The sequence below is a fragment of the Aquitalea sp. USM4 genome, assembly GCF_004328945.1.
Lineage (GTDB): Bacteria > Pseudomonadota > Gammaproteobacteria > Burkholderiales > Chromobacteriaceae > Aquitalea > Aquitalea pelogenes.
Map to the genome: position 1 here is coordinate 810,779 of NZ_CP029539.1, position 12,631 is coordinate 823,409.

Annotated in this window: 13 protein-coding genes and 1 tRNA gene; 11 read left to right on the plus strand and 3 right to left on the minus strand. The window is 60.5% G+C overall.

The window, feature by feature from the left end:
• Nucleotides 1-10: 10 nt before the first annotated feature.
• The 5 genes from DKK66_RS03780 to DKK66_RS03800 all read left to right on the plus strand — a co-directional run bounded on the left by DKK66_RS03780 (nucleotide 11) and on the right by DKK66_RS03800 (nucleotide 3,965).
• Nucleotides 11-586, plus strand: coding sequence for a chemotaxis protein CheW (locus DKK66_RS03780; protein WP_131355640.1), 576 nt, complete (start codon nucleotides 11-13; stop codon nucleotides 584-586).
• Entirely contained in the window at nucleotides 579-1,097 is a 519-nt protein-coding gene (locus DKK66_RS03785; RefSeq protein WP_131355643.1) for a chemotaxis protein CheW, read from the plus strand. The genes DKK66_RS03780 and DKK66_RS03785 overlap by 8 nt, the downstream gene beginning before the upstream one ends.
• 68 nt (nucleotides 1,098-1,165) lie before the next feature.
• A complete protein-coding gene (locus DKK66_RS03790; protein WP_131355646.1) occupies nucleotides 1,166-1,681 on the plus strand; it encodes a chemotaxis protein CheD in 516 nt (171 codons plus the stop codon).
• Nucleotides 1,678-2,739 (plus strand): chemotaxis response regulator protein-glutamate methylesterase, encoded by a 1,062-nt coding sequence (locus tag DKK66_RS03795; protein ID WP_131355649.1) that lies wholly within the window; start codon nucleotides 1,678-1,680, stop codon nucleotides 2,737-2,739. Before DKK66_RS03790 ends, DKK66_RS03795 begins: the two co-directional genes overlap by 4 nt.
• A 14-nt stretch (nucleotides 2,740-2,753) precedes the next feature.
• Nucleotides 2,754-3,965, plus strand: a complete 1,212-nt coding sequence (locus DKK66_RS03800; protein ID WP_131355652.1) for an EAL domain-containing protein — start codon at nucleotides 2,754-2,756, stop codon at nucleotides 3,963-3,965.
• Nucleotides 3,966-3,986: 21 nt separating this feature from the next.
• On the opposite strand, the gene DKK66_RS03805 is transcribed toward DKK66_RS03800, so the two are convergent.
• A complete protein-coding gene (locus tag DKK66_RS03805) occupies nucleotides 3,987-4,979 on the minus strand; it encodes a serine/threonine protein kinase (RefSeq protein WP_131355655.1) in 993 nt (330 codons plus the stop codon).
• A gap of 97 nt (nucleotides 4,980-5,076) precedes the next feature.
• Between DKK66_RS03805 and DKK66_RS03810 the strand changes: the two genes are divergently transcribed.
• Nucleotides 5,077-5,304, plus strand: a complete 228-nt coding sequence (locus DKK66_RS03810) for a hypothetical protein (protein ID WP_131355658.1) — start codon at nucleotides 5,077-5,079, stop codon at nucleotides 5,302-5,304.
• Between the two features lie 9 nt (nucleotides 5,305-5,313).
• A complete protein-coding gene (gene selA / locus DKK66_RS03815; RefSeq protein ID WP_131355661.1) occupies nucleotides 5,314-6,732 on the plus strand; it encodes an L-seryl-tRNA(Sec) selenium transferase in 1,419 nt (472 codons plus the stop codon).
• Here the strand turns inward: selA and DKK66_RS03820 are convergent.
• Nucleotides 6,729-7,067: a GlpM family protein gene (locus tag DKK66_RS03820; protein ID WP_131355664.1), complete on the minus strand. Its 339-nt coding sequence runs from the start codon at nucleotides 7,065-7,067 to the stop codon at nucleotides 6,729-6,731. The two genes, selA and DKK66_RS03820, sit on opposite strands and share 4 nt — an antisense overlap.
• A 174-nt stretch (nucleotides 7,068-7,241) precedes the next feature.
• Here DKK66_RS03820 and DKK66_RS03825 point away from each other — a divergent pair, with 174 nt between their 5' ends.
• The 3 genes from DKK66_RS03825 (at nucleotide 7,242) to DKK66_RS03835 (ending at nucleotide 10,207) form a co-directional block, all read left to right on the plus strand.
• On the plus strand, nucleotides 7,242-8,180 hold the full coding sequence (locus DKK66_RS03825) for a cation diffusion facilitator family transporter (protein ID WP_045845499.1): 939 nt from the start codon (nucleotides 7,242-7,244) through the stop codon (nucleotides 8,178-8,180).
• A complete protein-coding gene (selB, locus tag DKK66_RS03830) occupies nucleotides 8,177-10,090 on the plus strand; it encodes a selenocysteine-specific translation elongation factor (protein ID WP_131355667.1) in 1,914 nt (637 codons plus the stop codon). The genes DKK66_RS03825 and selB overlap by 4 nt, the downstream gene beginning before the upstream one ends.
• A 22-nt stretch (nucleotides 10,091-10,112) precedes the next feature.
• A tRNA-Sec gene (locus DKK66_RS03835) sits at nucleotides 10,113-10,207 on the plus strand.
• 207 nt (nucleotides 10,208-10,414) lie between these two features.
• Here DKK66_RS03835 and DKK66_RS03840 read toward each other — a convergent pair.
• The gene (locus DKK66_RS03840; protein WP_131355670.1) at nucleotides 10,415-10,879 is read right to left on the minus strand and encodes a hypothetical protein; all 465 of its coding nucleotides are present in this window, start codon (nucleotides 10,877-10,879) and stop codon (nucleotides 10,415-10,417) included.
• Between the two features lie 402 nt (nucleotides 10,880-11,281).
• Here DKK66_RS03840 and DKK66_RS20650 point away from each other — a divergent pair, with 402 nt between their 5' ends.
• A complete protein-coding gene (locus DKK66_RS20650) occupies nucleotides 11,282-12,607 on the plus strand; it encodes a PAS domain-containing methyl-accepting chemotaxis protein (RefSeq protein WP_131355673.1) in 1,326 nt (441 codons plus the stop codon).
• Nucleotides 12,608-12,631: the final 24 nt, after the last annotated feature.

The window sequence follows — 12,631 nt, forward strand, 5'->3', positions numbered from 1 at the left end:
GCAGGACCGCATGGGAGCCCCACGTCATTGGCGACAGACGCCAGCCACGACAACGCACTTGCACAGCCCGGCCCCTGCCGAGGTCGTGCTGCAATACCTGCGCTTTCGCTGTGCGAATACCCGGCTTGGCATCCTGCTGCATCAGGTACGCGAACTGCTGGAATACCAGCCTCTTACACCCTTTCCCACCATGCCGGCCCCGTTATGCGGCTTGCTCAACCTGCGCGGCAGCGCCGTGCCCATCATTGATCTGGCACAGCGACTGGGTTTACCCGCCACCGAACCGCAACGGCGCAGCTGCATCATCATCCTGCAACTGGCCCTGCCATTGCAGATCCGCGAACTGGGCATGCTGGTGGATGAAGTGATGATGGTGGAAGACATCCAGCGCGACGACATTGAAGCGGCACCTGCCCTTGAGCCCCTGATGTCCACTGGCATGCTGGCCGGCATGGTCCGCGAAACGACGGGCTTCACCTTGTTGCTGGATGCCAACCGGCTGCTGAGCAGCCACACCCTGGGCACACTGGCCCGGCATGTGACCGCCATTATCCCCGAGCCGGACTGCGGAGCCGCCGATGACTGAACAGCACACATCGCCAGATACCGAATACCTGTGCTTCCAGCTGGGCACGCAATACTTCGCCTGCAACATCCTGCAGGTGCGTGAAATCTTGCAATACCAGCGCCCCACCACCATCCCGCAAATGCCGGGCTTCATTCACGGGGTGATGAATCTGCGTGGCAGCGTGCTGCCGGTCATCGACCTGGCGCAGCGGCTGGGGCATGGCAGCGGTCGCGTGCTGCGCCGCAGCTGCATTGTCATCGTGGAAACAACTGCCAGCAGCGGCCAGGATCTGGGATTGCTGGTGGATGCGGTGCATGAAGTCATCAGCCTGCCTGCGGCAGACATCATGCCGCCACCGCCGTTTGGCAACCCGATCCGGCCGGACTTCATCGCCGGCATGGCCATGCAGGATGGCCGCCATATCCTGCTGTTGAACATGGAACAAGTGCTGTCGCTGGAGGAGATGATCGGTCTGGCGAAACCGGGTGTTGAGCAGATAAAGGCGGCAATCACCGGTGCGGTGAACTAGATTGGGTTAAGCAGTTTGTTGCAACCCACCCTGCCTGGCAGGGCGAGATAGCCACCGGTCAGAACATCATGCCGAACATTGCTGACAAGGAGATTTTCCTCCATCCCGGGGAGTGGGCATTTGAAGCAGGCCATGTCCGCATCAGCACCCTGCTGGGCTCATGCGTGGCCATTGTGCTGTGGCATCCACAGCTGCAACTGGGCGGAATGTGTCATTACCTGCTGGCCAGGCGCAATGGCCCGAGCGATACCTTGTCAGGCCGCTACGGCGAAGAGGCCATGCTGTTGCTGCTGCGCGCTGTACTGGGCTGCGGCAGGCCGCTACATGAATTCCAGTGCCACCTGCTGGGCGGGGCATCGGTACTGGCCCATCCCGATGGCGATCATCAGCACGATGTGGCCGGGCACAATATCGAGCAGGCACGCCAGATGGCACGACAACTTGGTTTGCAGGTGCAATCGGAAAGCCTGGGCGGTTGCTGTCCTCGCCTGGTGGTTCTGGATGTGCAAACAGGTGAGGTCCAGGTTCGCCTGTCCCAGGAAAGCGAGCTGCCAGCGCTGACAACAAAAAGGAAAAAAGCATGAGCATCAATGTCATGATCGTGGACGACTCCGCCGTGGTACGTCAGGTACTGAGCGAAATCTTTACCGCCAGCAGCGGCATCACCGTGATGGACGTCGCCACCGACCCCATTGTGGCGATGGAAAAAATGAAGCAGCGCTGGCCGGATGTCATCGTGCTGGACGTGGAAATGCCACGCATGGACGGCATTACCTTTCTCAAGCAGATCATGGCCAGCCGACCGACGCCGGTGGTGATCTGCTCCTCCCTCACCCAGAAAGGTGCCGACATCAGCGTACAGGCCATGGCCGCCGGGGCAGTCGAGGTGATTGCCAAGCCCCACGCCGGGGTAAAGCAGTTTTTGCAGGACAGCAACAACCTGCTGGTGCAGGCGGTCAAGGCGGCCGCCACCGCCCGCATGAGCCGCATGCGCACCCTGCCGCCCACTCCGATGGAAACCCGCCCCAAACTGTCGGCCGATGCGGTGCTGGCCGCCCCCACCGGGCAGCAGATGTTCCAGACCACCGAGCGCATCGTCGCCATTGGCACCTCCACCGGCGGCACCCAGGCACTGGAAGCCATTCTGACCACCCTGCCGCGCACCTGTCCCGGCCTTGCCATCGTGCAGCACATGCCGGAGAAATTCACCGCATCATTTGCCGAACGACTGGACCGCCTGTCGGAAATCGAAGTGAAGGAAGCCGCCACCGGCGACCGCATCCTGCCGGGCCGGGCACTGATTGCCCCCGGCGGCAAGCACATGATGATCAAGCGCAGCGGGGCCTACTACCAGGTGGAAGTGGTGGACGGGCCGCTGGTCAGCCGCCACAAGCCATCCGTCGATGTACTGTTCCGCTCGGCCGCCAAATTTGCCGGACGCAACGCACTGGGCATCATCATGACCGGCATGGGCGATGACGGCGCACGCGGACTCAAGGAAATGCATGATGCAGGCGCCAAAACCATTGCCCAGGATGAAGACAGCTGTGTGGTGTTCGGCATGCCCAAGGAAGCCATCAAACTGGGCGCTGCCGACGAAGTGATGCCACTGGACAATATCGCCAAGGCCATATGCCGCTGAAGGAGACGCCCAGCATGCAGCCTGCCGACATGCAAGATGTCCTGATCGTGGAAGACAGCAACTTGCACCGACAACTGGCCAGCGAAATCTGCCAGCAACTGGGTTTTGCCAGCGTTCGCCATGCCAGCAACGGTGAAGAAGGCATGGCCATGATGCGCCAGTGCGTGCCGGACCTGCTGCTGCTTGATCTGGAAATGCCGCTCATGGACGGGGTGCAGGTGATGCAGCAGCTGGCGGCTGAAAAGCTGACGCCGCACATCATCCTGACCTCCGGCAAGGATTACATGCTGATATCCACCCTGGAGCTGATGGGTGCCGGTTTGGGCCTGCCCGTGCTGGGCGGGCTGAAAAAACCCCTGAACAAGAACCAGCTACAGGACTTGCTGCAACGCCTCTGCCCGCAAGCCGGGAAAAACCGTGAAGCCTGCCCCTTGTACGAACCGGCCCGTGTACGCGAGGCGCTGGATCTGGGACACATCATTCCCTACTACCAGCCCAAGATCGACTTGAAAACCGGACACATCAAGGGTGCTGAAATGCTGGCCCGCTGGCAGCACCCGGACTGCGGCTTGATTCCGCCAGCCAGCTTCATTCCGGTCATCGAACAACAGGACTGGGATACCGACCTCACCCTGTCCATGCTGGATCAGGGACTGCACCAGTGGCAGGAATGGACGCGGCAAGGCTTGCGCCTGCCCTTATCGATCAACCTGTCCGGCCGCTCCTTGCATGGCAGCAGCCTGAGCGAGGCAGTGGAGAAGCGCTTGCAACGCAGCAAGGTGCCCGCGCGTTACATCACCTTTGAAATTACCGAAACCGCCATCTCCGACAGCCTGACCGACGCCATCGGCATTGCCGCGCGCTTGCGGCTGGCCGGCATCGGCCTGTCGATTGATGATTTCGGTACCGGCTTTGCCACCTTCCAGCAGCTCACCCGTTTTCCGTTCACCGAACTGAAAATCGACCAGTCGCTGGTGACGGCCATTGCCGACAAGCCGCATTTGCAGGCCATCACCGACAGCATCATCGAACTGGGCAACCGCATGCAGCTGTGCACCGTGGCCGAAGGCATCGAAACCCAGCAAGACCTGGACATCATGCAGCAGCGTGGCTGCCAGTTGGGACAAGGCTATTTCATAGCCCGCCCGATGGCGGCTGCCCAGTTGCTGCCCTGGGCCAAACAGCATCAGCCCGGCCTGAACCTGACGCAACGCACACCGGGCTGAACGCCACTGCCGCCGCTCAGGCTAGGGCAGCGTCCACAACGGTGGCTCGTCCATCAGCGCGATCTGTTCGCGCAGTGAGAGGATTTGCTCCTCCCAGTAACGGGGGGCAGCAAACCAGGGAAAGGCCAGCGGGAAAGCCGGATCATGCCAGCGCCGGGCCAGCCAGGCGGCATAGTGCAGCAAGCGCAGCGTGCGCAGCGCCTCCACCAGATACAGTTCGCGCAAATTGAAGTCGCAGAAATCCTCGTAACCGGCCAGGACATCGGCCAGCTGGCCGGATTGCTCTTCCCGCGAGCCGGACAGCAGCATCCAGATATCCTGCACTGCCGGCCCCATGCGGCTGTCGTCAAAATCGACAAAGTGCGGGCCATCGTCCGTCCACAGCATATTGCCCGGATGGCAATCGCCATGCAGCCGCAACTGGCGCACCGTGCCGGCCCGGTCAAAACAGCGTCGCACGCCATCCAGCGCCTGCGATGCCACACCGCGATAGACCTCGCGCAAATCCGCAGGCACCACCGCGGCATCCAGCAGATACTGCACCGGCTCCTCGCCAAAACTGAAGATATCCAGCACCGGACGTTGCTGGTAAGGCTGCACCTGGCCCAGCGCATGGATGCGCCCCAGAAAGCGGCCTATCCACTCCAGCGTATTGCTGTCGCCCAGCTCCGGCACACGCCCGCCACGCCGGGCAAACAGGGCAAAACGAATGCCCTGGTAATCATGCAGGCTGGCCCCGTCAAACAACATGGGCGGCACCACGGGGATTTCCCGCTCGGCCAGCGCCAGGCTGAACGCATGTTCTTCCAGAATCTGCGCATCGCTCCAGCGTGCCGGCCGATAAAACTTGGCCACCAGCGGCGGGCCGTCTTCCATGCCCAGCTGGTACACACGGTTTTCATAGCTATTGAGTGCCAGCAGGCTGCCTGAAGCACGCAGGCCCAGGCTTTCTACCGCATCCAGCAGCACATCCGGCGTCAGGCCGGCAAACGGGGGCGTGGTTTCTTGTGTCATGGGCGCATTATACGTGCAGATCAGTCATCGCTATCCATGTCTGCTCGGAGTCGGCTAGTATCCAGAATGCAAGACCACCCAATCGCAGGAGACTGCCATGCACACCAGCAACCCGCATCACGCAAAAAACCTGTTGTCGCTGCCTGCCGATATTGCCGAATCCACCTGGAGCGGCTGGCAATGCATTGCCAACACCCTGCACCGGCAACGTTGCGAAGCACTCGGCACGCAATCGGCACGCTGGCGTCATCTGCTGCGCTGGCTAGCCGGCAACCTGGTCCTGGTAGGGCTGCTGTATCTGCTCTATCGTTTTTCCCGTTTCTGAACACCCACCATGCCACTGAAAACCCTGTATTCGCGCCTGCCATCAGTAGACCGCTTGCTCAACCACCCGCTGGTGGAAAAGCTGATTGACCGGCATGGCAATGCCGCACTGACCGAAGCCGTGCGCCAGACGCTGGACGAAGCACGCCAGCATATCCGCAGCACACACAGCCTGCCGCAGTGGGCTGAGGACGAAGGACAGCTGGCGCATGCCGCCAGTCAGCGGGTTTGTGCGCGCCAGCAGGTGCAGATGCGACCGGTGTTCAACCTCAGTGGCACGGTGCTGCACACCAATCTGGGGCGTGCGCCGATGGCAGAAGAAGCCGTTGCCGCCGTGAGCAACGCCATGCGCGAAGCAGTGACACTGGAATACGATCTGGACGGCGCAGGCCGTGGCCATCGCGACAGCGTCATCAGCGCGCTGCTGCAAGAGCTGACCGGTGCCGAGGCCGCCTGCGTGGTCAACAACAATGCCGCGGCCGTGCTGATCATGCTGTCTACGGTGGCGGCCGGGCGCGAAGTGATTGTGTCGCGTGGCGAGCTGGTGGAAATCGGTGGCGCCTTCCGCATGCCGGATGTCATGCGGCAAGCCGGGTGCCAGCTGGTGGAAGTGGGTGCCACCAACCGCACCCACCTGCGTGACTACCGCCAGGCCATCACACCGGACACCGGCCTGCTGATGAAGGTGCATACCAGCAATTACCAGATAGAAGGCTTCACCCACAGCGTGAACGAAGCCGAACTGGCCACGCTGGCCCGCGAGCATGGCTTGCCGGTAGCCACCGATCTGGGTTCGGGTGCATTGGTGGACCTTTCCGCCTATGGCCTGCCCGCCGAACCCATGCCGCAGCAGATGATTGCGCAGGGCGTCGATCTGGTCAGTTTCTCCGGCGACAAACTGCTGGGTGGACCACAAGCAGGGCTGATCATCGGCAAGCAAAGCTGGATAGACAAAATCCAGAAGCACCCACTCAAGCGTGCCCTGCGCTGCGACAAAATGACGCTGGCAGCACTGGAAGCCACCTTGCGCCTGTACCTGCAGCCGGACAAGCTGGTACAGCAGCTGCCCACCCTGCGCCGCCTCACCCGACCGCAGGCTGAAATCCGTCAGCTCGCGGAGCGTCTGCTACCGGCACTGAGTAGCTACGCTGGTGGCGGTTTTGACCTTGGCAGCAGCGCCTGCCTGTCACAAATCGGCAGTGGTTCCCTGCCGGTGGACCGCCTGCCCAGCTGGGCCATCACCTTCAGCCCGCAGGATGGACGCGGCAGCACGCTGGAAGCACTGGCCCAGCAATTGCGCAGTCTGCCCTCTCCGGTGATCGGGCGGTTATACGACGGAAAGTTGTGGCTGGACCTGCGCTGTCTGGAAGATGAAAGCGCTTTTCTTGCCAACCTGCAGCCAGCAGACGATGCCAGTCAGCCCCGTTAACCGTGCCAGCGGCTCCAGCCCAATATCAGCACCAGGGCGGCCACACCCCAGCTGCAAGTGGCCGCCGCCAGCGCCCACGGCAGGCGCAGACGGTCCAGCAGGCAATACAGGCTGAACAGGTAGACGAAATACGGCAGCAAGGACCACATGCCAAACAGCACCGTGGTCTTGAGAGCCAGTGCGCCACGTTCGCTGCCGACAATATTGTGGGCGATCAGGGCAAACGTGGGAAACAAGGGCACCAGGCCAGCGATATAGTAATTGCGCGAGCGGGACAACAGGCTGATCAACACCACCGCCAGTGCACCCAGCAAAGACTTGAGCAACAGCGCCAAGATCATTCCAGAAATAAATGCAGACAGTCGCTATTCTGACATGAACCATCGCAGCAGCTGAATGCACATTATTCTTATTATTGTTTTTATTTACCAAACAATAACATTCAATTAAGAAAAACTTAAGGTAGCTATGGCATACTGCACAACCCACCTGATTTGAAACAGACAGCCATGACCCTGCACACCAGTCATTCTCCCCAGGAAACCACCGACGAAGCCACGCGCAACAAGGCTGCGCGTCGCAGCACCTTGGTCAGCGTATGGGTCAATATCGTGCTGGCCACCGCCCAGGTGCTGATTGGCGTGTTTGCCAAATCCCAGGCGCTGGTGGCCGATGGTGTCCATTCGCTGTCCGACCTGCTGTCGGACTTTGTCGTCCTGCTGGCCGGGCACCACAGCCGCAAGGGACCGGATGCGGATCACCAATATGGTCACCAGCGTTACGAAAACGCTGCCTCGCTGGTATTGGGACTGCTCCTGCTGGCTGTCGGCATCGGCATGCTGTGGTCCGCCGCAGTGAAGTTTCACGACCCCTCGACCATTCCCACCGTGCACAGCATCGCCCTGTGGGTAGCCATCACGGCACTGGTCTGCAAGGAGCTGTTGTTCCGCTTCATGCTGGCGGTGGCGCAACGCGTCCGCTCCAGCATGCTGGTGGCCAATGCCTGGCATGCACGTTCCGATGCAGCCTCCTCGCTGGTGGTGGCCATTGGCATCATCGGCAACCTGATGGGCTATCCGATTCTGGACCCGGTAGCAGCGCTGATCGTTGGCTTCATCGTGGGAAAAATGGGCTGGAGCTTTGCCTGGAGTTCGCTGCACGACCTGATGGACCGTGCTGCCGATGCGGAAGAAACCGCCGCCATCCGCCAGACCCTGCTGGCGACCAAGGGGGTGCTGGCCCTGCATGATTTGCGCACCCGCAAAATGGGCGACCTGATTCTGGTTGATGTCCATCTGGAAGTGGATGGCCACATGAATGTGTTTGAAGCCCACGATATTGCGGAGCGCGCACGCGATGAAGTCATGCGCGCGCATCCGGTACTCAATGTGATGACCCACATCGACCCGGTTGGTCTGGAACACCCGGCAGACCGCTCAGTCGCATGATTTTTGCCACGGCCGGCCATGTCGACCATGGCAAGACATCCCTGCTGACCGCACTGACCGGCCACGATGCCGACCGGCTGCCGGAAGAAAAAAAACGCGGCATGACCATAGACCTGGGCTATGTCTACCTGCCGCTGGACGATGGACGCATTGCCGGTTTCATTGACGTCCCCGGCCATGAAAAATTTCTGGCCAACATGCTGTGCGGCCTTTCCGGCATTCCGCATGCCCTGCTGGTCATCGCTGCGGACGACGGCATCATGCCGCAAACCCGCGAACACCTTGCCATCCTGCAACTCAGCGGCATTCCCCGACTCACCGTGGTGATCAGCAAGTGCGACCTGGTTGACTCCGCCCGGCAGCAGGTCGTAGCTGGTGACATCCGCCAGTTGCTGACAGACAGCCCTTGGCCGGCCGCGCCGGTTTTCTTTGTTTCCAGCCACAGTGGCGCGGGCATCGCGCCCTTGCGCCAGCATCTGCTAGACAACCTGCACCCCTCCGGTCTGCCGCAAGGACAACGCTTTCGCCTGGCGATCGACCGGGCATTCAGCCTGAGCGGTGCCGGGCTGGTGGTCACCGGCACAGCACTGAACGGCCAGGTTGCGGTGGGTGACAGACTGTGGTTGAGCGGACGAGACAGCCAGGTCCGGGTACGCAGCCTGCATGTACAGAATACCGCTGCCGAATCTGGTCAGGCAGGACAGCGTATTGCGCTGAATCTGGTGGGTGACGTGCAAAAGCAGGACATCCAGCGCGGCGACTGGCTATTCGACACCCAGCCGCTTGCCCCCAGCCAGCGCATCGCTGTTCAGCTGCATGCCATCGAGGCACTCACACACTGGCAAGCAGTGCATATCCACCATGCGGCACGTCACATCACCGGACGGGTGTGCCTGCTGGATCACAGCCAGTTGGCAGTCTCGGAAAGCGGCCTGGCCGAACTGGTGCTGGACCAGCCCTTGTGGCTGGCCGATGACGACAGGCTGATCCTGCGCGATGCCAGCGCCCGCCACACCATTGCCGGTGCCAAGGTACTGGAACTGCAAGTGCCGGAACGGGGCAAGCGTCAGAGCGCACGACTGGACTATCTGCGGCAATTGTCCGGTCCGGCACAGCCTCTGGCCGAGCAGTTGCAAAGGCAAAGCGAACAGCAGGCCGTGGCGCTGGATGCTTTTGCCTGGGCCAAGCAGCTGGACAGCCAGGCCATGCAGGCGCTGTTGAGTACCTGCCAGGGTCAACAAGTAGAAGGCTGGCTCTATCACCCGGCACATTGGCAGTCGATGCAGCACAGCGTGCTGGAGCGGCTGGCCATGCTGCATCAGCAACAACCGGATCAACTGGGTGCCAGCCGGGGACGGCTGCGACGACTGGTCCTGCCCGGACAGCCTGAAGCCGCCGTCAACCTGCTGCTGAACCAGCTACTGCAACAAGGCTTGCTGAGCCAGACGCGTGGCTGGCTGCACCTGCCGGAACATGTGCTTAGCTTCTCCGCACAGGAACAGGAACAATGGCAGCGCCTGGCCCCCTGCTTTGCCGGCAGCGAACCGCAATGGGTGCGAGACCTGGCCCGCCTGCTCGCCATGGAAGAAACCGACATGCGTCGCCTGCTACACAAGGCGGCCCGGCTTGGACACGTGGTCGCCGTGGTGCAGGACCGCTATTTCGCCACCCATCACGTGCACCACATGGCCGATATCATCCGTACATTGTGCGAGCAGCACGGACATGCCGATGCTGCCAGCTTTCGCGACCAGCTGGGCTGCGGTCGCAAACTGGCCATCCAGATTCTGGAGTTTTATGACCGCAGCGGCTTTACCCGTCGTCTGGCGGACAGGCACCTGTTACGGGAAAGCATGCTGTTTGGCAGTGCCAGCCTGCAGGCGGACGCCCCCGCTGCAGGCCCGCAGTGAAACCGCTATAATCAGCCCTCACGGAAGAGAGGCACTCCCGGTGGGGTGGCTGGTCTTCAAAACCAGAAGGGGCCGCCAGCGGTCCCGGGTGGGTTCGACTCCCATTCTCTTCCGCCATCAACACCGCCCGTCCGCGCAGGCGCATATCTTGCGCAGCATGCAGCGCTCCTGCCCAGCTCCCAAGCGAATGACGTTCAGCAAGCTGTAGCGCACTCTTGCTCCACGCTCATTCCGCCGTCACAGCAAAGCCAGCCCGCCAAAATGAAAAACCCGCAGCAGCGGGTTTGGCAGGGTGAAACGGGCTGTGCAAGGGCAAACGGCCAGTCAACCCGGCGGGTTGCCCTCGCCAATAAGACGATGGCGATAGTAGTCCAGATAAGCCGTGTACAGGTGATTGAGCACGCTGACACTGCGACGACCGGACTTTGCCATGCAGGCTTGCCGTGCAGCATTCAGCTCACGGACCTCGTAAGGCATCAACACGATCTCATCGCGGGACTGATAAACCGAAAACACCGACTTCAGGTTTTCAATCACATGCTGTATCAGTTTTGCCTCAGGTGAATGCACATTGACATACAGAACATGAAAGGCCTTGAACAGGGCAATGGTCTGGATGATCTTATCTTCGTCTGCTTTTCCGGAACACAGCGCTGCACAGCAAATCGTCATATTTTGTTTGATATTGATCATGATGCCACACTGACTTTCGCTGACTATTGCCTCTAACACCACATGCCCTGCACAGGCAAAGGCTTGCATGGAATGCAGGACATGGATTTCCAGCATGACAGCCATATCCGGAGAGCAAGCGGTGGGGGCGCTGCTTGAGACCGGACAGGGCAACAGACGGTGGTCTCATTGCTTGCCATCACACAGGTTCTGCCAAGCATATCACTCCGGCACCACTTGCCAAGTGCGCGTGGCAGCCGGTTTTCCGCTTTGACCTGATTTTTCTAGTTATAAGTCATATCGGCACAATTAAACTGATTCATTTAAATTATTTGTCTTCCGATGTGCTTGTTGGGCGACAAATGCCTGAGTATGGATAAACGCCAAGCAGACTGCAGCAAGCCTTTTGACAACAAAAGCGTATCACCCGCCGCGCCGGCAGAAGAACCTGCTTTCTCTCCACTTGGCCAGCTTCTATAACAAAACATACAAAAAAGCATCAGCCTGGGGATATGAATCATGTTCAATCAACAATTCAAACAGCGAATTGCCACACTGGAACAACAACTGTCGGCGGCACGGCAACTGGAACAGGCGCTGGATCTCTCCATGGCGCTGATTCGCTTCAGCCCCGATGGCCAGATTCTGGAAGCCAATCAGAACTTTCTCGACACCATGGGTTATCAGGGCAGTGAAGAGCTGCAAGGCAAGCCGCATAGCCTGCTGTGCGAGGCTGCCTACTCCGGCAGCGCGGAATACCGCCGTTTCTGGGAGCAACTGCGCCGCGGCGAGTTTTATCGGGACCGGGTCAAACGCATCGCCCGCGACGGACACGTCGTGTGGCTGCAGGCCACTTACTCCCCGGTACTGGATGCCACCGGCCGGGTTGGCAGCATCATCAAACTGGCGACGGACATTACCGACAGCGTGATGAATGCGGCACGTAACAACGCCATATTGCAAGCCATCAACCGGGCCATGGCCTGTATCGAATTTTCAGCCGATGGCCAGATTCTTGAAGCCAACGACCACTTCCTGCAGGCCACCGGCTACAGTCGAGCCAGCCTGATCGGCCAGCAGCATCGCATCCTGTGCGACCCTGCCTTTGCCAACAGCCCGGAATATGCCGCGCTATGGGAGCGGCTGCGCAGCGGCCAGTACTACAGCGGGCGCATCAGTCGCCGCACACGTGACGGGAGAACCATCTGGCTGGAAGCCAATTACAACCCGGTACTGGATGAAAGCGGCCAGGTGTGCAGCGTCATCAAGTTTGCCACCGACATCACCGCCCAGGTCGAACAACAAACCATGGAGCGTGACTCCGCGCTGCAAGCCTATGCCTCGGCGCAGGAAACCCAGGCGCTGGCCAACGCCGGCGTATTTGATATCGAACAGAGCATCGACAACATCATGACCATGGCCAGTGATATCGAACGTGGCAGCCAGCAGGTTGTACAGCTGGGCGAGCGTTCGCAGCAAATCGGCTCCATCGTGCAAACCATCAAGGACATTGCCGACCAGACCAATCTGCTGGCACTGAATGCCGCCATCGAAGCCGCCCGCGCAGGCGAGATGGGCCGTGGCTTTGCCGTGGTGGCCGACGAAGTGCGCAAGCTGGCGGAGCGCACGGCCAGCTCGACGGTGGAAATCAATCGCATGGTGCATGACATCCAGAACCATACCGGACATGCGGTTTCCAGCATGGAACACCTGCTGGAACAGGCCAATGGCAATGTCGGCCTGTCCCAGCGGGTGGGGGAAACCATCAGCCAGATCAACCAGCAAGCCAAGGGCGTGGTCAGCAGTGTCAGCCGTTTTGCCGAGATGAAATCGCAGGCCGCCTGAGGCAACTGTCTGTGCGCAAGGGTA

Excerpts from the sequence above, each read along its gene's own strand:
- DKK66_RS03780 (WP_131355640.1), top strand. The coding sequence starts at position 11 with ATGGGAGCCCCACGTCATTGGCGACAGACGCCAGCCACGACAACGCAC.
- DKK66_RS03785 (WP_131355643.1), top strand. The coding sequence starts at position 579 with ATGACTGAACAGCACACATCGCCAGATACCGAATACCTGTGCTTCCAG.
- DKK66_RS03790 (WP_131355646.1), top strand. The coding sequence starts at position 1,166 with ATGCCGAACATTGCTGACAAGGAGATTTTCCTCCATCCCGGGGAGTGG.
- DKK66_RS03795 (WP_131355649.1), top strand. The coding sequence starts at position 1,678 with ATGAGCATCAATGTCATGATCGTGGACGACTCCGCCGTGGTACGTCAG.
- DKK66_RS03800 (WP_131355652.1), top strand. The coding sequence starts at position 2,754 with ATGCAGCCTGCCGACATGCAAGATGTCCTGATCGTGGAAGACAGCAAC.
- DKK66_RS03805 (WP_131355655.1), bottom strand. The coding sequence starts at position 4,979 with ATGACACAAGAAACCACGCCCCCGTTTGCCGGCCTGACGCCGGATGTG.
- DKK66_RS03810 (WP_131355658.1), top strand. The coding sequence starts at position 5,077 with ATGCACACCAGCAACCCGCATCACGCAAAAAACCTGTTGTCGCTGCCT.
- selA (WP_131355661.1), top strand. The coding sequence starts at position 5,314 with ATGCCACTGAAAACCCTGTATTCGCGCCTGCCATCAGTAGACCGCTTG.
- DKK66_RS03825 (WP_045845499.1), top strand. The coding sequence starts at position 7,242 with ATGACCCTGCACACCAGTCATTCTCCCCAGGAAACCACCGACGAAGCC.
- selB (WP_131355667.1), top strand. The coding sequence starts at position 8,177 with ATGATTTTTGCCACGGCCGGCCATGTCGACCATGGCAAGACATCCCTG.
- DKK66_RS03840 (WP_131355670.1), bottom strand. The coding sequence starts at position 10,879 with ATGCTGGAAATCCATGTCCTGCATTCCATGCAAGCCTTTGCCTGTGCA.
- DKK66_RS20650 (WP_131355673.1), top strand. The coding sequence starts at position 11,282 with ATGTTCAATCAACAATTCAAACAGCGAATTGCCACACTGGAACAACAA.